This is a genomic window from Halorhodospira sp. 9628, assembly GCF_022228075.1.
GTDB lineage: Bacteria > Pseudomonadota > Gammaproteobacteria > Nitrococcales > Halorhodospiraceae > Halorhodospira > Halorhodospira halophila_A.
Window position 1 is genome coordinate 338,921 of the sequence record NZ_JAJNRF010000001.1, and the last position, 18,251, is coordinate 357,171.

19 protein-coding genes are annotated in these 18,251 nt (G+C 69.2%); 11 read left to right on the forward strand and 8 right to left on the reverse strand.

Going from position 1 to position 18,251, the window contains the following annotated elements; all coding sequences use genetic code 11:
• Positions 1–45 precede the first annotated feature (45 nt).
• The 5 genes from LRG10_RS01570 to LRG10_RS01590 all read left to right on the forward strand — a co-directional run bounded on the left by LRG10_RS01570 (position 46) and on the right by LRG10_RS01590 (position 3,905).
• Complete coding sequence (locus LRG10_RS01570) at positions 46–591, forward strand: glycine betaine ABC transporter substrate-binding protein (protein ID WP_238634506.1); 546 nt, start codon at positions 46–48, stop codon at positions 589–591.
• A gap of 154 nt (positions 592–745) precedes the next feature.
• Positions 746–1,255 carry a serine aminopeptidase domain-containing protein gene (locus tag LRG10_RS01575; protein ID WP_238634507.1) on the forward strand — a complete coding sequence of 170 codons (510 nt, stop codon included), beginning with the start codon at positions 746–748 and terminating at the stop codon, positions 1,253–1,255.
• Between the two features lie 118 nt (positions 1,256–1,373).
• On the forward strand, positions 1,374–1,733 hold the full coding sequence (locus tag LRG10_RS01580) for a PA2779 family protein (RefSeq protein WP_238634508.1): 360 nt from the start codon (positions 1,374–1,376) through the stop codon (positions 1,731–1,733).
• Between the two features lie 74 nt (positions 1,734–1,807).
• Positions 1,808–2,743, forward strand: a complete 936-nt coding sequence (locus LRG10_RS01585) for a PA2778 family cysteine peptidase (protein WP_238634509.1) — start codon at positions 1,808–1,810, stop codon at positions 2,741–2,743.
• Between the two features lie 130 nt (positions 2,744–2,873).
• Positions 2,874–3,905, forward strand: a complete 1,032-nt coding sequence (locus LRG10_RS01590; protein ID WP_201171645.1) for a hypothetical protein — start codon at positions 2,874–2,876, stop codon at positions 3,903–3,905.
• Here the strand turns inward: LRG10_RS01590 and LRG10_RS01595 are convergent.
• The 3 genes from LRG10_RS01595 to LRG10_RS01605 form a co-directional block, all read right to left on the reverse strand.
• The gene (locus LRG10_RS01595) at positions 3,902–4,921 is read right to left on the reverse strand and encodes an LPP20 family lipoprotein (protein WP_201171647.1); all 1,020 of its coding nucleotides are present in this window, start codon (positions 4,919–4,921) and stop codon (positions 3,902–3,904) included. The two genes, LRG10_RS01590 and LRG10_RS01595, sit on opposite strands and share 4 nt — an antisense overlap.
• Positions 4,918–6,162, reverse strand: a complete 1,245-nt coding sequence (locus tag LRG10_RS01600) for a COG3014 family protein (protein ID WP_238634514.1) — start codon at positions 6,160–6,162, stop codon at positions 4,918–4,920. The genes LRG10_RS01595 and LRG10_RS01600 overlap by 4 nt, the downstream gene beginning before the upstream one ends.
• 94 nt (positions 6,163–6,256) lie before the next feature.
• Positions 6,257–6,856, reverse strand: coding sequence for a penicillin-binding protein activator LpoB (locus tag LRG10_RS01605; RefSeq protein ID WP_201171652.1), 600 nt, complete (start codon positions 6,854–6,856; stop codon positions 6,257–6,259).
• A gap of 104 nt (positions 6,857–6,960) precedes the next feature.
• Between LRG10_RS01605 and LRG10_RS01610 the strand changes: the two genes are divergently transcribed.
• Positions 6,961–7,404 (forward strand): DUF2058 family protein, encoded by a 444-nt coding sequence (locus tag LRG10_RS01610; protein WP_201171654.1) that lies wholly within the window; start codon positions 6,961–6,963, stop codon positions 7,402–7,404.
• Here the strand turns inward: LRG10_RS01610 and ispH are convergent.
• The 5 genes from ispH to murJ are packed head-to-tail and all read right to left on the reverse strand — an operon-like array spanning position 7,399 to position 14,267.
• Positions 7,399–8,355 (reverse strand): 4-hydroxy-3-methylbut-2-enyl diphosphate reductase, encoded by a 957-nt coding sequence (gene ispH, locus LRG10_RS01615; protein ID WP_201171655.1) that lies wholly within the window; start codon positions 8,353–8,355, stop codon positions 7,399–7,401. The genes LRG10_RS01610 and ispH overlap by 6 nt on opposite strands.
• Before the next feature lie 28 nt (positions 8,356–8,383).
• Complete coding sequence (lspA, locus tag LRG10_RS01620; protein WP_201171657.1) at positions 8,384–8,860, reverse strand: signal peptidase II; 477 nt, start codon at positions 8,858–8,860, stop codon at positions 8,384–8,386.
• A gap of 10 nt (positions 8,861–8,870) precedes the next feature.
• Positions 8,871–11,696, reverse strand: a complete 2,826-nt coding sequence (ileS, locus tag LRG10_RS01625; protein WP_238634516.1) for an isoleucine--tRNA ligase — start codon at positions 11,694–11,696, stop codon at positions 8,871–8,873.
• Positions 11,697–11,709: 13 nt separating this feature from the next.
• Entirely contained in the window at positions 11,710–12,645 is a 936-nt protein-coding gene (locus tag LRG10_RS01630; protein ID WP_201171663.1) for a bifunctional riboflavin kinase/FAD synthetase, read from the reverse strand.
• 47 nt (positions 12,646–12,692) lie between these two features.
• Positions 12,693–14,267: a murein biosynthesis integral membrane protein MurJ gene (gene murJ / locus LRG10_RS01635; protein WP_201171666.1), complete on the reverse strand. Its 1,575-nt coding sequence runs from the start codon at positions 14,265–14,267 to the stop codon at positions 12,693–12,695.
• Between the two features lie 80 nt (positions 14,268–14,347).
• Between murJ and LRG10_RS01640 the strand changes: the two genes are divergently transcribed.
• The 5 genes from LRG10_RS01640 to rpsT all read left to right on the forward strand — a co-directional run bounded on the left by LRG10_RS01640 (position 14,348) and on the right by rpsT (position 18,200).
• Positions 14,348–15,478: an ABC transporter permease gene (locus tag LRG10_RS01640; protein ID WP_238632672.1), complete on the forward strand. Its 1,131-nt coding sequence runs from the start codon at positions 14,348–14,350 to the stop codon at positions 15,476–15,478.
• On the forward strand, positions 15,472–16,260 hold the full coding sequence (locus LRG10_RS01645) for an ABC transporter ATP-binding protein (protein ID WP_201171670.1): 789 nt from the start codon (positions 15,472–15,474) through the stop codon (positions 16,258–16,260). The genes LRG10_RS01640 and LRG10_RS01645 overlap by 7 nt, the downstream gene beginning before the upstream one ends.
• Positions 16,261–17,202 (forward strand): MlaD family protein, encoded by a 942-nt coding sequence (locus LRG10_RS01650; RefSeq protein WP_238634517.1) that lies wholly within the window; start codon positions 16,261–16,263, stop codon positions 17,200–17,202.
• Positions 17,199–17,819: an ABC-type transport auxiliary lipoprotein family protein gene (locus LRG10_RS01655; RefSeq protein WP_201171672.1), complete on the forward strand. Its 621-nt coding sequence runs from the start codon at positions 17,199–17,201 to the stop codon at positions 17,817–17,819. The genes LRG10_RS01650 and LRG10_RS01655 overlap by 4 nt, the downstream gene beginning before the upstream one ends.
• A 114-nt stretch (positions 17,820–17,933) precedes the next feature.
• Positions 17,934–18,200 carry a 30S ribosomal protein S20 gene (gene rpsT, locus LRG10_RS01660; RefSeq protein WP_238632676.1) on the forward strand — a complete coding sequence of 89 codons (267 nt, stop codon included), beginning with the start codon at positions 17,934–17,936 and terminating at the stop codon, positions 18,198–18,200.
• Positions 18,201–18,251 lie beyond the last annotated feature (51 nt).

Sequence of the window (18,251 nt, forward strand, 5' to 3'; positions counted from 1 at the left end):
CCAGTTCCTGTAACGCCAACCGGGCTTGGAAGAGAGCATAACTCCTTGGCGGTACATGATCACGCAGGTCGCAACACCTACGGCCTTGAGTCGGGGAACGACGGCAACGTGATTATCGAGGAAATGATCAGTGATGGCGCTTACGACCTGAGCGACTGGTCGCTGGTGGAGTCCTCCGAGGCTGCCATGCTCGCGCAGGTCCGCCGGGCAACCAACCGCGAGGAGTGGATCGTCTTCCTCGGCTGGGCCCCGCACCCGATGAACCGCAATATCGAGATGGAGTACCTGACCGGTGGCGAGGATTACTTCGGTCCGGATCAGGGCGGGGCAACGGTGCATACCCTCATCACGGCCGGTTACGCCGAGCAGTGCCCCAACGTGGCCCGATTCCTGGAGCAGTTCACGGTCTCCGTGGAAGAGCGCAACGAGGGCGAGTCTTACGTTATGGACGATGAGATGAGCAATCGTGAAGCCGCCCGCGCGCTCATTGAATCGCGTCCGGAACTGCTGGAACGCTGGCTTGAGGGGGTGAGCACGCGCGACGGCGAGGACGACGCCCTCGAGGTGGTTCGTCAAAGCCTCGGCATCTAAACCCCTGCCCGGGGCCCTGACTCTGCCCCCTCGCAGGGTCGGGGCCCGCGGCACATTGAGCCCGAGAGCCGTCAACGGTTCGCACCGGCCAGGGTGACACCAGGGGCCCGGTGGGTGGAAACCCCACCCCCCTCACCGGCAGAATACGCCCACGATGACCCACCCTGAGCACCGCGTCTATTACGCCCACGGCAAGGGCACCGGTCCCTGGGGCCGCAAGAGTTCCGCCCTGCTGCCTGTCGCCGAGCAGGCCGGCTTCGCCGTCGAGAGCATCGACTTCACGGCCACCGAGGACCCGGATGAGCGGGTGGCCATGCTGCTCGAGCACCGACCCCGGGCCGCCGGCCGGCTGGTGTTGGTCGGGTCCAGCATGGGCGGCTATGTCATGGCGAATGCCGCCAACGAGCTCAAGGCGGACGGCCTCTTCCTGCTCGCCCCGGCCATCGGCATACCCGGTTACCCGGCCTATCCGACGCCCACCACGGAGCACCAGGAGATCGTCCACGGCTGGCGCGATGCCCTGATCCCGCCCGAGGCGGTGGTCTCGTTCGCCCAGCGCCAGCGGGCCCGATTGCACCTGCTCGACGCCGAGCACGACCTCAACGACCACCTGCCGACGCTCAAGCAGCTCCTCGCCGACTTCCTGCGACGCGTGCGCGACTAGAGCCGAGACGCGGAGCCAACCGCCCACCCCTCCTCGTTGCATGGGAGGCGTCGCCGTGCGACGCTCCACCTGTCGCGCAACTGCCGTGACAGACCCCTTTTGCAGACGGAGGTTGTCCATGAAGCGCACCGGCATCAAAGGTCTCATCGTGCTCATCGGGCTCGCCCTCTCGCTGGGTGCCATGGCGCCGACCACCGCGCTGGCGGGTGTGGTCGGGACCAGCGACGTGATCAGCGAGCGCCAGGCGGCATCGGACCGCGATCGCGTCCAGGAGGCCCTGCAACGCGAGGATGTCCAGCAGGCACTGACCGACTACGGCGTTGATCCGGCACAGGCCGAAGAGCGTGTCGCCGCACTCAGCGACGAAGAGGCGCGGGAGCTGGCCGAGCGCATCGATCAGCAACCGGCCGGCGCGGGTGTGTCCATCGGCGCAACCACCATCCTCCTGCTGGTCATCATCTGGCTGCTGGTCCGCTGATCCCCCGGCCGATCCCTCCACGCCACACCCCCCGGCAACGGGGAGCCTGGCGGCCCGCCGCGCTCGGCGCGGCGGTGCTCGCCATCGGCCTGGGTGGCTGCGCCGGGCCGCCGCTGCAGCACCCGGAGGTGATCGCCGAGGCGCGGGAGACCGCCGAGCTGCCCCGCGCCGTAGAACTGAGCGATACCCCCTTCTTCCCGGACGAGACCTACTACTGTGGCCCGGCGGCACTGGCCACGGTCCTGGTCGCCAGCGACGTGGTGACCAGCGACGATGAGCTGATCGATGCCGTCTACCTTCCCGAGCGCCAGGGCACGCTGCAGAACGAGCTGCTGGCCGCCGCCCGCCGCGCCGAGCGCATCCCCTACGTCCTTGCACCGGATCTGGCCGATCTCCTGGCCGAGGTCGCCGGCGGCCAGCCGGTGCTGGTCCTGCAGAACCTCGCCCTCGAGGCGCTGCCCCGCTGGCATTACGCCGTGGTGGTGGGCTACGACCTGGACGCCGGGACAGTCACCCTGCGCTCGGGCACCGAGCGACGCGAGACCCTCTCGCTGCGCCGGTTCGAGCGAACCTGGCAACGCGGCGACCATTGGGCCGTCGTGATCCCCCGCCCCGGGCACCTGCCCCGCAGCGCCAACGCCGATGACTGGGTCGCCGCCGTCGCCGAGCTGGAGCGCCAGGAGCGCTGGGAGCCGGCCCTGGCCGGCTACCACGCCGCCACGACGCGCTGGCCCGCGCACGCAGACGCCTGGCTAGGCCTCGGCAACATCCGCTACGCCCGGGGGGAGTACGCCGCCGCTGTGGACGCCTATGGCCACGCTATCGAGGCGGAGGACGAGTCGGGGCCAGCGGCCCACCACAACCTGGCTTGGGCACTGCTGCGCCTGGACCAGGTCGCCGAGGCGCTGGAGGCGGCTCGCCGGAGCGAAGCGGCAGCACCCGATCATCCGCAGTACGGCGAGGCGGTCGAACGGATCCGCCTAGAGGCTGCGAGCGGCCGCGGGGAATAACCCACCGGCGCTGGGTCGCGAGACGGGCACGGGCTGACTATCCTTCGGGGCAGGGCCGGCGCGCCTCACCAGCCGACGGGCCGCGCTGGCCGGAAGCAAGAGGTAGCGGCACAACAGACAGGAGCCACCCATGCACCGGTATCGTCGGCCCAACCGCACGCCCGGCAGCAGGCACCTCGCCGGGTTACTCATCGTGGCCGCCACGCTGTGGCCGGTCCTCCAAGCGACGGCCGAAGACGCCGAGGCTCCGGCGCCCCACGGCAGCGCATCCGCTGATCCGGGCCTGCTCACCGAACACCAGCGCAGCATCCTCGATGACGCCCTGACCCGCATCGAGGAGGCGGCGCTGCGCGACGATGAGGCCTTCCTCGATGAGCTCGACGAACTGCTGTCGACCTATCCGCGACTGGCCGACCCGATTGCCCGCCACGCCATGGAGATGCGGCCGGCGTTGATGCCCGGGATCATGCGCATCCTCGAACAGGCCGACGGCCCCGAGCCACCCGATACAACGCGTGAGACACCGCCCACGGACCGACCGGCCTGGTGGCAGGGTGGAATCCCGGGGGCGACTCATGACGAGACCGAGGAGGAACGGGCAGAAGAAGCGGAGACGATACGCGTGGCCGAGCGGGCCGAAGAGCAGGCGCCGCCGCCCCGGCGCAACTGGAGTGTGGGGGTCGGCTACGGCTACCACCACCTGTCGGTTGAAGAGCGATACGGCGACGACTCAACGCGCCTGCGCGCCCACGGTCCCGTGCTGGACATCCAGTACGCCGTCAGCGAACACGCCTCGGTGGGCATCGCCCACCTGCACAGCGAGCAGCTGAGCACCAGCGGCAGCCTCTACGCCGACCCGGAACCGAAACGCTGGAGCGCCACAGACCTGACCCTGCGTTTCGGGCGCGAGTTCCGCGAGGCCGGGCCGCGCGCCTACATGGGGGCCGGCCTGCACTACGAGCGCCTTGAACGCGACAACGGCGATACGCTCTCCGGCACTGGCTTCCACCTGCTCGGCGGCGGCGGCTATGCCTGGGAGCGGATCGAGCTCCGGCTGGAGGCCTCGGCAAGAAGCGTTGACCGCGATCTGGTTCCGGATGACTTCCGCGGCAGCCGCTCGAGTTCGCTGCTCGCTACGGCCACGCTGCGCGGTCGCTTCTAGCCTCGCGGCGCCGACTCGCCCTGGCCGACAGCCAAGGCGATGATCAGGCCGAACAGGTCTTCGCCGAGGCGCTCGAATGCCTGCTCCAGGGCGCGACGCTCGGCCGTCGTGTAATCGGTGGCGGCACCGCGCACCGGCCAGCGCTGCTCGCCACGGACTTCACCGGCATCATCCAGCAAGCGCAGGGTCAGGCCGCCACGCTGCCAGTACCAGCCATCGCGCTGCCCGAGATCCTCGAGTTCAAGCACAGCCTCCAGCCGGTAGGCATCCTCCCGTTCATCGACCCGGAACCCGGCAGCGGCCACCGATGCCCGCAGTTTGCTTGCCACCCGTTCGGCATGATCACCCCGCGCGCCGATGCCGAAGGGGATGCTCCCGGCCTCGGCGGCCAGCCGCGCACGCAGCACCGCCAGCTCGTACCGCACCGTCATGCCGGCGCCGGTGAGCACCCGCAGGGCCTGCTGATACTCGGCACGCTGGCGCTGCGCCTCCAGCCCCCGGGCCAGCGCGGCGAGTGCGTGCAGCGGGTCGGCGGCAGCGTCTGCCTGGCGCAGATAGCGACTGGTCGCCGCGTCCAGGCCCGCGATGCCCTCGCGCAGCGCGCTGGCCGCCTGCTGCCGATCCATGACGGCGAGGACGTGATACCGGCCGCTCTGCGGCTCCCGCCAGGTCTCGCCGATCTCGACACCGCGCAGGGTGACCGCGGTGCGCGTCGCGACCTGCTGACCCAGCGTCGCCCGGTGCCGGGTCTCGCCGTCGCCGAACGCCAGCCGGTCCTCCTGCTGTGTCGCCGCCGTTACATGAACCTCGAAGGCGCGCGCCAGCTCGGCCCGGGCCCGATCGTGGGCCAGCTCACGGTGATCGGCCGTGCCCACCGCACTGAGATAGCTTTCACGGGGATAGGAGGCCGGCTCACCGCCGACCACCCAGGATGGCTGATCTCCCGATGGCGGAGCACTACCAGCACAGCCGGCCAGCAGGAACAGCGCCATCAGGACTACGAGAAGCGCTTTCACGGCTCCCCCCTGTGGGTCACGGAGCCGGCACGCGCCGAGACCCAGCGATCGAATACAAAGTGATAAGCCCCGGCCTCGAGTTCCAGCGCCCCGAGGTCCACCCGGGTCAGCGGGTGACCGGACCGGCCCTGATAGACCAGCTCAAGCCGGTGCTCGCCGGGTGGCAGACTGATGCGGGCCATGTAGTACTGCGCCGGCAGCATGCCCCAGGTGCGGGTGTCCGCCCGGTCCGCCACCAGGGTGAAGACGTTCATGGCCAGACCGGCTACCGGACTGGCCTCGCGGGCCTGATCGATCATCTCCTTCTGCACCAGCAGTCGCCCCAGCGCGCGGGCGGCGAGCACGCCCTGCTGCTCTTCGAGCAGGATCCGGGCGACGGCGTCCACGTCGTGCACCGGCTCTGCCGGCACCGAGGCCTCCCCAGCGCTGAACTGGACCCCGCCCAGCGGCCTGCGCCGCGGCTCGTAGTACGGCAGGGCCACGCTGTGGATGCGTCCCTGGCGATCCTGCACCGCGAACCCCTGCTCTCCCTTGCGCGGGGCCAGCCCCACCCCGGCAATCAACACCACGTGCGCCTGCTCGCGATGCTCGGCCGGATCCGGCCAGGCGTCCAGCCCAAAAGCCTGCTGCCACTCGGCCCGCTCTTCGTCGAGTCCCAGCTTATCGGCTAGGCGCAGCAGATCGCGCTGTAGCGAGCGGGGCACCGCAACCCCCAGCCGTCCGCCCTGCTCGCGGTAAGCCTGGTAGGCCTGGCGATAGGCCACCAGGGCCTGATCCGGCTCACCCAGACGCTCGAAGATCAACCCGCTGAGGTACCGGGCAAACGGATCCTGCCGGTAGACGGACCGCCCCTGCTCGGCGGCGAGACGCTGCAGGCGCAGATCCACGCGCAAAGCCTCGACCCGCGCCGCATCCGGATCCCCGAGATCCAGATAATTGAAGGCCATGAGCAGATGGAGCAGGACCCGTTCGTGGGGCTCGCCGGCGTAGGCGAAAGCGGTCTCACCCACCATCAGACTGCCCACGCTCTCCGAGACGCTCAGCGGATCGACCTCGGCGATGGCGTCGTAGGCCTCTTCCAGGGCACGGTTGCTGGCCTCGAACTCCCCGGCCATGCGCAGGAGCGCTCCGCGGTTGAGCAGGTCGACAACACGGTCCCCCGGCCCGCCGGAGTCCGCATCGAGCAGCTCCACCGCTCGACGCGGATCGCCGTCCTCCACGGCGGCCTCTACCGGTGCCATCCGATCGCCGTAGGTCGTGCACCCGGCCAGGGCAGCAGCCAGTATCAGTGCCAGCCAGGGCCTATACAGCCAATGCGTCACGCGGCCGCGCCGCTCAGGGCCGCGCCGAGGCCGAACGCACGAGCTTGCGGATCTCCTTGTTGCCAATCCAGACCTTGCGGTTATCGGCCAGGCTGATCAGCTCCATGTCGACCTGGTAGTAACGGACCTGACGTCGCCCCTCCTGATCGATGATGGAGTTCACCGAACCAAGCAGCATGTAGTCAGCGCCCAGCTCCTCCCCCATGGCCTTGCGGGTCTCCTCGCTGGCGTGCAGATCCTGGTCGCGGCGCTCCTCACGGATGCGCTCGCGCTGATCGGCGTCGGCGACGAAATCCACCTGTCCGGAATTGATCAGCTCCCGCTGGATATCGTTAACGAACGTGCGGGTATTGATGTGCTCGTGGCTGAGATTGCGGACACCCCCCACGATGACGGTGGGCCGCCCGCCCTCGTCGCGCCGAAACTCCCGCAACCAGGGGCGATCCAGCGCGTCGGCGATCATCTCCTCAGCAACCAGTCGCGAATCCTGGTCGTTCCACCGACCGGAGAGGTCGTGCTCCGCATCCCGATCGATCCGCTCCACCGAGTGACCGCAGCCCGCGACCGCCGCCATGGCCAACAGCACCAGGGCACCCCGAATCCACGCCTTCATAGCCCCCTCGCCTTATCCGGAAAAACTGGCTGCGGGATCAGTATAACCCGCCATGTCGCGACCGGGGGTCGACGCCGGCAGGCCACCTGTGCAGAATGCTGCACATGTCAAATTCTCTTCAAGAACAGCTTGTTAGAGCAGGTCTGGCGAGCCAGGAGGAAGCTCGCAGGCAGCAGTCGGGCAAGCGCCGAGGCCCCCGCGACCGGGCAACCCCGCGCGGGAGATCCCGCCCGGACAAGGCACGGGATCACCAACCGCTCGAGGCGCACATCCCACTACCCGACCTGATCCGCCATTACGCGCTACCGCGCTGGGGAGGCGACACCGCCTACCACTTCATCGAGGGACAGCGGATCCGCCACGCCTGGGTGACCCGGCAGCAACAGCGGCAGCTGGCGGACGGCTACGCCGGCTTGGTCATCAGTGGCGACGGCCTGGCCGTGGTGCCCAGGGCGGTTGCCGAGCAGGTGCGCCAGCGCCAGCCGGAGGCCCTGCTGGTGCTGCACCCGCTCAAGCGGCGGGAGGAGTCGCCGGCACGGCGCTCATGAGGCCGCCGGAGGCTGACCGAGCTCCCGCGGCAAACCAAAGGTGACCGTCTCCGCCTTGCCCGGCCGCTCCTCCGGCGCTTCGCAGCCCCACGCCTGGAGCTGCTCGACCACCTCCACCACGGTGCTCTCCGGCGCCGAGGCGCCGGCGGTCACGCCGATCGCCTGACGGCCATCCAGCCAGCCCCGGTCCAGATCGGCAGCACCATCGATCAGGTACGCCTCGGTACCGCAGCGCACGGCCAATTCGCGCAGGCGGTTGGAGTTGGAGCTGTTGACCGAGCCGACCACCAACAGCAGGTCAACCTCGTCGGCAAGAGTACGCACCGCATCCTGGCGATTCTGCGTGGCGTAACAGATGTCGTCCTTGCGCGGCCCCTGGATAGACGGGAAGCGGCGCTGCAGCGCCTCGACAATGCCAGCGGCGTCGTCCACCGACAGCGTGGTCTGGGTGACAAAGGCCAGATCGTCCGGGGTCCGGACCTGTAGCGCCGCCGCCTCCTCCTGGCTCTGCACCAGGTAGATACCGCCCTGTCCCTCCGGGGCCAGATACTGCCCCATGGTGCCCTCGACCTCCGGATGACCGGCGTGGCCGATCAGGACCACTTCACGGCCCGCTCGCGCATGATCGCGCACCTCTTTGTGGACCTTGGTCACCAGCGGGCAGGTGGCATCAAAGACCTGCAGCCCCCGCCGCTCGGCCTCGTCGGCGACCCACTGCGGCACGCCGTGGGCGCTGAAGATCACGGTGGCCCCGTCGGGCACCTCGTGCAGTTCCTCGACAAAGACCGCGCCGCGCCCGCGCAGATCATCCACCACAAAACGGTTATGCACCACCTCATGACGGACGTAGACGGGCGACCCGTAAACCGCCAGCGCCCGATCGACGATGGCGATGGCCCGGTCCACGCCGGCGCAGAAACCGCGGGGATTGGCAAGGTGAATCTTGGGCACGGAAACCTCCGGTTCTGCCTGCAGCGGTTCAGTGTTCAGTGGCCGATTTTGAGAACACGAGCAGCGCGATCACCAGGCCGGCGCCCAGTGTGATGGCAATATCGGCGACGTTGAAGATCGGCCAGTGAAACCCAGCGTAATGGAGGTGGATGAAATCAACCACGTACCCCAGGTACAGGCGATCGACCAGGTTGCCCAGGGCCCCGGCCAGGATCAGAGCCACCCCCAAGGCGAGCCAGGGCTGCGACGCCCCGATACGGCGCAGCCAGTAGATCAGGTAGACCCCCACGGCGGCAGCGATGCCGGCAAGCAGCCAGCGCTGCCAGCCGCCGGCGTCGCCGAGCAGGCTGAACGCCGCCCCGGGGTTGTAGCCGAGCGTGAGACTGAGCACGGGCAGCAATTCGACCGACTCGTAAGGTCGCAGCGCCGCTTGGGCCCACGCCTTGGAGGCCTGATCCAGGGCCGCGATGGCGACGGCGAGCAGAAGCCAGAGCCGGTAGCCCATCCCAACCCCGTCAGGCCGTGGCCCGGCGCTCACCGGCCCCGGCCACGTTCTCGACGCAGCGCCCACACAGCTGCGGGTGCTCATCACTGGCGCCGATATCGGGACGACGATGCCAGCAACGCGGGCACTTGTCGTGGCCGGAGGCGGCCACCACGATGCGCACCTCGGTGCCATCCTCCAGGGCGGCGCTGGCGGCACCGGCCGGAGCCTCGGCGACGTCGTGGATGCGTACCGCCGAAGTGATCAGCACGAAGCGCAGCTCATCGCCCAGCGGGGCGAGCTCCGCAGCGAGCGCCTCGGGGACGTAGAGGTCCACCTCGGCATCCAGATTGGCGCCGATCACCTTCTCGTTACGCAGCCGCTCCAGCTCGCGGCTGACCACCGTGCGCACTTCCATGACCCGCTCCCAGAACGAGGCCTCGCGCGACTCGTCGTCCAGCGGGAAGAGCCCATCGTACCACTCCGCCGTGAACACCGGCTCGCGGCGATCGCCGGGCAGATGCCCCCAGATTTCGTCGGCGGTGAAGGAGAGGATCGGCGCCAGCCAGCGCACCAAGGCCTCGGCGATGTGGTACATGGCCGTCTGGCCGGAGCGCCGGGCGCGGCTGTCCGCCGGCGTGGTGTACAGACGGTCCTTGAGCACATCGAGATAGAAGCCACCCATGTCCACCACGCAGAAGTTATGCAGCAGGTGGTAGATGCGGTGCAGCTCGTAGCGGTCATAGGCGGCGACGATCCGCTCCTGCAGTTCCCGGGCCCGCGCCACCGCCCAACGGTCCAGGGGCAGCATCTGCTCCGCGGCCAGAGCATCACGCCCGGGCTCGAAGCCGTGCAGATTGCCGAGCAGGAACCGGGCAGTGTTGCGCATGCGACGGTAGGCATCAGCGGTGCGCTGCAGGATATTGTCGGAGACAGCGATCTCGCCGCTGTAATCCGCCGAGGCCACCCACAGGCGCAGGATATCGGCGCCGAGGCGGTCCATCACGTCCTGCGGGGCCACCACGTTGCCGCGCGACTTGGACATCTTGTGCCCCTGCTCATCCACGGTGAATCCGTGGGTGAGCACGCCACGGTAGGGCGCCGAACGGCGGATTGCCGCCGAGGAGAGCAGCGAAGACTGGAACCAGCCGCGGTGCTGATCCGAGCCCTCCAGATAGAGATCCGCCGGCACCTGCAGGCCGTCGCGCTGATCCAGCACGGTGGCGTGGGTCACCCCGGAGTCGAACCAGACGTCCAGGATGTCGGTGACCTTCTCGTACTCGGCGGCCTCGTCACCGAGCAGCTCCGCGGGATCCAGGTCCCACCAGGCTTCCAGCCCCTCGCGCTCCATGCGCTCGGCGACCGCTTCCATGTGCTGAGGCGTCTGCGGATGCGGTTCGCCGCTGCGGCGATGGATGAACACGGCGATGGGCACGCCCCAGTGGCGCTGCCGGGAGATACACCAGTCCGGACGCCCGCGGACCATGGCGTCGATGCGCGCCTGGCCCCACTCCGGCATCCAGCGCACGCCCTGGATCCCGGCCAGAGCGCACTCGCGCATGCCGTGACGATCCAGATCGATGAACCACTGCGGCGTGGCCCGAAAGATCACCGGGGTCTTGTGCCGCCAGCAGTGGGGGTAGCTGTGCCGGTACTTCTCGTGGTGCAGCAGCGCCCCGCCGGCCTCGAGCACCTCGACGACCCGGGGATTGGCATCGAAGACATTCAGCCCGCCGAAGTGCTCGGTATCCTCGAAGAAGCAGCCGGCGCCGTCGACCGGATTGGTCACCTCCAGAGCGTAGCGCTGCCCGACTTCGAAGTCCTCCTGGCCGTGCCCCGGCGCCGTGTGCACGCAACCGGTACCCCCGTCGGTGGTCACATGCCCGCCGAGAACCACCGGGACTTCGCGCTCAAGGAAGGGGTGGCGCAGGGTCAGTCCCTCCAGATCCGCCCCGCGGCAGCGGCCCACCACCTCGTGGCGGCCGATGCCGGCCCGCGCCAGGGTCGACTCGGCCAAATCGGCGGCCAGGATGAGCCGCTCGCTGTGATCCAGGGCGACCACCAGGTACTCCAGCTCGGGATGCACCGCCACCGCCCGGTTGGCCGGTAGCGTCCAGGGCGTGGTGGTCCAGATCACCACCGAGGCCGTTCCCGCCTGGGCACCCTCGCCCTCGAGCAGGACGCGCTGCTGCAGCGCCATCTCGTCCGCCACAGCGAAGCGCACATCCACCGCCGGCGAGGTGCGCTCCTCGTACTCCACCTCGGCCTCGGCCAGGGCCGAGCCGCAGTCGGCACACCAGTGCACCGGCTTGAACCCCTGGGTAACGTGCCCGCCCTCGAAGATCCGGGCCAGGGCCCGCAGGATGCCGGCCTCGGTGGCGTAATCCATGGTCAGATAGGGGCGCTCCCAGTCGCCGAGCACGCCCAGGCGCTTGAAGTCCTGGCGCTGTCCGTCCACCTGCTCGGCAGCGAACGCCCGGCAGCGCTCACGAAACTGCGCGTAACTCAGGTCTACGCCGGGCTTGCCAGCCTCCTCCTCGACCTTGTGCTCGATCGGCAGGCCGTGGCAGTCCCACCCGGGGATGTACGGCGCGTCATACCCGTCCAGGGTGCGCGCCTTGACGATGATATCCTTGAGGATCTTGTTGACCGCGTGGCCGATATGGATATCGCCGTTGGCGTAGGGCGGACCGTCGTGCAGGATAAACCGCTCGCGCCCCGACCGCGCACGCCGGATGGCGCCGTAGAGGTCCTCTTCCTCCCAGCGCTGCAGGCGCTGCGGCTCACGCTCGGCCAGACGCGCCCGCATCGGGAATTCGGTGTGGGGAAGGTTGAGGGTGTGCTTGTACTCGCTCACGTCGCCGCCTCGCCTAATGGTGTTCTTGACCGAGCACGCGCCGCGCCGCGCGTACATCCTCGCCGATTTGTCTCGCCAGCGCATCGAGCCCGTCGAAGTGCTCCTCGCCCCGGAGCCGGGCCACCGGCTCGACGCAGAGGTGGCGGCCGTAGAGGTCGCCGTCGAAATCGATCAGGTGAGCCTCGAAAACCAAGCGCCGCCCCCCCACCGTGGGGCGCACGCCGACACTGATTGCCGTCGGCCACGGGCGTTCGGCAGCCCCCCGGGCCCACCCGGCGTAGATACCGTCGAGCGGGATGCGCTCCGGTGACAGCCGTAGATTGGCCGTCGGCCAGCCGAGCTTCCGGCCCATGGCATCACCGTGGACCACACGCCCCTGCACGCAATAGGGATGTCCGAGCAGCTCGGCCGCATCGGCGAAGCGCCCCTGGGTAACGGCCTGACGGATGCGGGTGCTGCTCACCCGCTCCCCGGAGCGCACCACCGTGTCCATGGGTGCCACCTCGTAGCCCCGCTCGCGGCCAACGCGCCGAAGCATGTCCAGATCTCCCCGGCGCTGGCGACCGAACCGGAAATCGTCGCCGACTAGGACGTATCCGGCACCCAGGCGCTCACCGAGCAACTCGCCGGCAAAGGCCTCGGCCTCCACCGCCGCCAGATGCTGATCGAAGCGCAGGCAGAGCACCGCATCCACACCGGTCTCGGCGAGCCGGCGCACCTTCTCGCGCAGCCCGGTCAAACGCGCCGGCGCCCGCGCCGGGGCCAGGCGCTCCATGGGGTGCGGCTCAAAGGTGACCACGACGGCCGGCCGACCACGCCGCGCCGCCTCCCGGCGCAGGCGCTCGATCATGGCCCGGTGCCCGCGGTGGACCCCATCGAAGTTGCCGATGGTGATCGCCGCGCCGCGGTGACGGGCCCGGACGTTATGCAATCCCCGGATGAGTTCCATGGCCCCTGAGAAAAGGATCAAGTGTACTAGCCCGGCAACAGCCTCGGCTAGCCGCCCGGCTCACCGGCCGCCTCCGGTTCGCGGAACTGCCGCGGCCGGACACCCAGGGCGTAGAGCGCAGCGAAGTAGACGGCCCCGCCGGCAGCCACGACACCGGTCAGCGCCAGCACGCGCGCCACAACGCCGGCCTCCAGCCACGCCTCCAGGCGCAGCGCGGGGTAGAGCAGGACCGCCACCATCAGTGACGTGGCCACGGCCACCTGCACCGTCAGGCGCAGCCAGCCGCTGCCCCCCCGGTAGACCCGCCGGCGAACCAGGCCGGTGAACAACAGCGCCGAATTGACGGTCGCCGAGGCCGCCGTGGCGGCGGCCAGAGCCACGTGGCCGAAGGGCGTCTCGTGCAGGGCCCAGACCGCGCTCACTGAGAGGACCAGGTTGACCGCCACGGCGGCCACCGCGCAGTAGACCGGGGTCTTCATGTCTTCCCGGGAAAAGTATCCCGGCGTCAGCACCTTGACCAGGACGAATCCGAAAAGACCCAGGCTGTAGGCGGCCAGAGACCAGGAAGCGGCGACCACATCGTCCGCGCCGAAGGCACCGTACTGAAACAGGGTAGCCAGAATCGGCCCGGCGAGCACGATCAGCCCGGCCGTGGCCGGCGCCACCACCAGCAGCACCAGACGCAGCCCCCAGTCCAGCGTGCGCGAGAAGCGCTCCGGCTCACTGCCGGCGTGCTCGGCCGAGAGCCGCGGCAGCAGCACGGTTCCCAGCGCGATGCCGAACACCCCCAGCGGGAACTCCACCAGGCGGTCCGAGAAGTAAAGCCAGCTGACACTGCCGGTGATCAGGAAGGAGGCGAGGATGGTGTCCACCAGCAGGTTGACCTGCATCACCGAGGAGCCGATCACCGCCGGTCCCATCAGCCGGGCCACCCGCCGCACCCCGGGGTGGCGCAGCGACGGCCGAGGCCAGACCAGTAGCCCCTCCCGGTAGAGAAACGGCAGCTGCAGCAGCAGCTGCAGGACACCGGCCACCGCCACGGCCACCGCCAGGGCCATGATCGGCTCTTCGAACCACGGCGTGGCCCACAGCGCGGCCCCGATCATCGCAGCGTTCAGCAACACCGGCGCAAAGGCGAAGGAGGCGAACCGGTTGCAGGTATGCAGCACGGCCCCGGCGCACGCGACCAGGGATATGAATAGAATGTAGGGGAAGGTCACCCGCAGCAGGTCCACGGTCAGCGCGAAGCGCTCCGGATCGTCGCTGAAACCGGGGGCGAAGACACTGACCACCGCCGGCGCCGCCACCATGCCGAGGGCCGTGACCAACGCCAATGCCGCCCCGAGGGTGCCGGCGCTGTAGGCGATCAGGGCGCGGACTTCGCGGTGCGTGCTGTGCGTGCGATAGTCGGTGAGCACCGGGACAAACGCCTGCGAAAACGCCCCTTCGGCGGTAATCCGCCGCATGAAATTGGGGATTTTGAAGGCGACAATAAACGAGTCCGTCTGCGCCCCCGAGCCGAACACCCCGGCGATGATCACATCCCGGGCCAAACCGAGGATCCGCGAAACCAGGGTCAGGGAGCCGAACGTGAAGATGTGGCGAAACAGACCGGTAACCACGCAGGGAACGCCTCCTCGGCACACAGCAAACAGCGACGGCGCTGATGATACAGCGCCCGGTCAAGGGGATACGACCATCCGTGGCTGACCCGGGCTACCTGAGGTGCCGGCACGGGGCAGCGGGGCCCGAGGTGCTTGTCGGCGGCGACTGGACCCTGGCCCACTACCGCACCGTGCTCCGGCAAGTGGAGCAGACGCGGCTGGACGGCGAACCGCGGGTCGATCTCGGCGCACTGGAACGACTGGACACCGCCGGCGCGACCCTACTGGCCCGCCTGCTCGGGCCGGAACGTGTCGAAGCGCTGGCGCGCACGGCACCCGAGCTCTCCGCCGAGCGACGCAACCTGCTCCAGGCCGTGGCGGCAGCTAGCGAGCGTGCCCGCGCCACCCCGGAACCGACCCGTGAACCCTACTTCTTCGGGCGCCTGACGATCGGCCTGGGGGCACAAATCAGCCATGCGGGCCAACAATTGGCCCGGGCCATCGCCTTTACCGGTCTGGTCCTCGCCGCCTTCGCCGCCAGCGCCCTGCGCCCCTGGCGCTGGCGCCCGGCCGCGGTCTCGCGCCAGCTCCAGCATACGGCGCTGGAGGCGCTGCCCATCGTCGCCCTGCTGACCTTCGCCGTCGGGGCGGTGATTGCGGTTCTCGGAATCACCGTGCTGGGGCGCTTCGGTGCCGGCATCTTCACTGTGGACCTGGTGGCGTATGCGTTCTTGCGCGAGTTCGGCGTCGTGCTCACCGCGATCCTCCTCGCCGGACGCTCGGCCAGCGCCTTTACGGCCCAGATCGGCTCGATGAAGGCCAACGAGGAGATCGATGCCATGCGCGCCCAGGGGCTCAGCCCCATCGAGATGCTGGTCATCCCGCGGGTTGTCGCGCTGCTGATTGCCGTGCCGGTCCTCTCCTTCGTGGCGGTGGTCTGTGGCTTGGCTGGCGGTGGGCTGGTCACCCTGCTCAACGTCGACGTCCCCGCGGGGCGGATCATCTCGCTCTACAGCGACATCTCGCTGCGCCACTACCTTGCCGGACTGGCCAAGGCGCCGGTTTTCGCCTTCGTGATCGCCATCATCGGCTGCCTGGAAGGACTCAAGTGCAGTGCCAGCGCGCAGTCGGTGGGCACGCACACCACCTCGGCGGTGGTGCAGTCGATCTTCTGGGTCATCATCCTCAACGCCGTGGCCGCCCTCATCTATGTGGAGATAGGATGGTGAGCGCCAGCACCACCGATCCTCACCCGGCGATCCGGGTCCGCGGCCTGGTCACCCGACTCGGCGGGCAGACCATCCACGACGGGCTGGATCTGGACGTGCACCGGGGCGAGATCCTCGGCCTAGTCGGCGGCTCGGGCAGCGGCAAGTCGGTCCTGCTGCGCACGCTCATCGGACTGTTGCGCCCGGCCGCCGGCCAGATCCGGATCCACGACCAATCCGTCGACGCCCTCCGACAAGGGGGCGGGCTGGAGCGGCGCATCGGCGTACTGTTCCAGCACGGCGCCCTTTACTCGTCGCTGACCATCACCGAGAACGTCGCGCTGGCCCTGATCGAACACGCCGGGCTAACCCGCGCCGAGGCCGAAGACCTGGCCCGGGTCAAGCTGGCGCTCACCGGCCTCGACCCGGCGGCCGGCCCGCGCTACCCCGCCGAACTCTCCGGCGGGATGGTCAAGCGGGCTGCCCTTGCCCGCGCCCTGTCGCTCTGCCCGGACGTCCTGTTCCTGGACGAGCCCACCGCCGGCCTGGATCCGATCAGTGCCGGCGGCTTCGACCGATTGCTGGTCACCCTGCGGGACGCGCTGAACCTGACGGTCTTCCTGGTCACCCACGACCTGGATACGCTCTATGCCACCTGTGACCGCGTTGCGGTGCTCGCCCACCAGCGGGTTCTGGCCACGGGCACGCTTGAGCAAGTGAGCGCCATCGACGACGATTGGGTGCGGGCCTATTTCCATGGCGCGCGGGGGCGCGCCGCCCGCAGCACGCAGGAGAACCGCTGAATGGAGACCCGGGCGCGGCATTTCTGGATCGGGCTGGCCACCCTGGCCCTGATCGTGGGCGTCATCCTCTTCGGGGTCTGGCTCACCGACTCCGATCTCCACGGTGAACGGCAGCGCTTCGAGATCGTCTTCGAAGAGGATGTCAGCGGCCTGACCACGCGCAGCCCGGTGAAGTTCAACGGGATCAACGTCGGCGAGATCGACCACCTGACCCTCGACCCCGACGACCCGCGGCGGGTGATCGCCCGCATCACGGTGGGGGGCGACACCCCGGTCCGCAGCGACACCCGGGCCCAGATCGGCAGCTCGAGCCTGTTCGCCGGCGGTGCCCACATCCGGCTCAAGCCCGGCGATGCCGACGCTCCGCCGCTTGAACCACCGGATCGGGGAATGGCGCGGATCGAGACGGAGCCCTCGCCCATGGCCCGTCTGCGCCAGGACAGCGACCAACTGCTGGCCGGCATCAACGACCTGGTCGAGACCGCCAATCAGCTGCTCTCTCCGGAGAACATCGAGACCCTGAGCGCCACCCTCAAACACCTTGAGCGGACCAGCGGGACGGTGGCCTCGCGCAGCGACGACCTGGGCCGGGGCATCACCGCCCTGGCCGATGGCGGCGAGCAGCTTCAGGAGACCCTGAGCGAGGCGCAACAAATGCTTGAGGAGATCCGCGCGCTGCTTGACGGCCCGGGCCGCGAGATCCTACGCAGCACCGCGCGCGCGGCCGAGGCGCTCGAGGGAAGCAGCAGCGAGGCGCAGGAGCTGTTCCGCGACAACCGCGAGGCTGTCGAACGCGGCCTGCAGAGCCTGCAGGACCTGGAACCGTTGAGCGAAGAGCTGCAGCAAACCCTGGACGCCCTGCGCGGCCTGCTCCGACGCCTGGGACAGGACCCCGGCGGGCAACTGCTGCGCCGTGAGCAGATGGAGGAGTACCAGCCGTGAAAACGCCCCGCCGCCCCGGCCTGCTGCTGACGCTGCTGGCAGCCGCGACGCTGAGCGCCTGCACCCTGCTGCCCGACCCCGAGACCTACACCGCCTATCGCCTGCCGCCGCCCGATGCGGACGCACCGTCGCCGGCTGGTCGCGAGGTGGACTGGACGCTGCGTGTGGCCGCTCCCGGCAGCAGTGACCTGCTGGCCGGTAACCGGATCGCCGTCGCTACCGGCGAACACCGCATGAGCGCCTTTAGCGGCGCGCGCTGGGTCTCGCCGCTGCCCCGGCTCTGGCAGGAGCACCTCATCGACACCTTCCGGAGCGACGGCCGTGTCCGGCACCTGAGCGCCGACGGCGACCGCCTCGCCGCGGACCTGGAACTGCGCACCACCCTGCGCGACTTCCAGCTGGATGCCCGTGATGAGACACCACGAGCGCGGGTGGTGGTGGATGCCCGTCTGGTGGACGTCGGGCAACGGCGGATCATCGACGCCGAGCGATTTTCGGCCACTGAGGAGGCACCGGCCCGTGACGTCGATGCGGCTGTTGCCGCCCTGGGAGCCGCCAATCGAAGCGTCGGCAGCGAACTGTTGGCCTGGACGCTGGCCACCGCTGCCGGGGAGTAACCCGGCGCGCTTGACAGCGATCACGCCAGCAGGCATATTTACGCGCTTTGCAGGGTCCGCTATGACAGCGTAGGACCCCGTCTCCGAGGATCGCAAGCGAGCAGGAGTACAACCGTGGCGAATATCGCGAGCGCCAAGAAGCGTGCCCGTCAGGCCGAAGAACGCCGGCTGCGCAACAAGTCGCGCCGCAGCGAGATGCGCACCTCGATGAAGAAAGTTCTCAAGGCGGTCAAGACCGGGGACCACGATCAGGCTCAGCAGGCCTACCGCAGTGCCGTGCGAGTCATCGATCGTTCGGCGAATCGCGGGATCATCCACAAGAACAAGGCCGCGCGCCACAAGTCCCGGCTTAACGCCAAGGTGCGTAGCCTCGCCGGCTGAACCGGGCAACCGGAACGCGCAGCATCCCAAGCGGGCGCCCTCAAGGCGCCC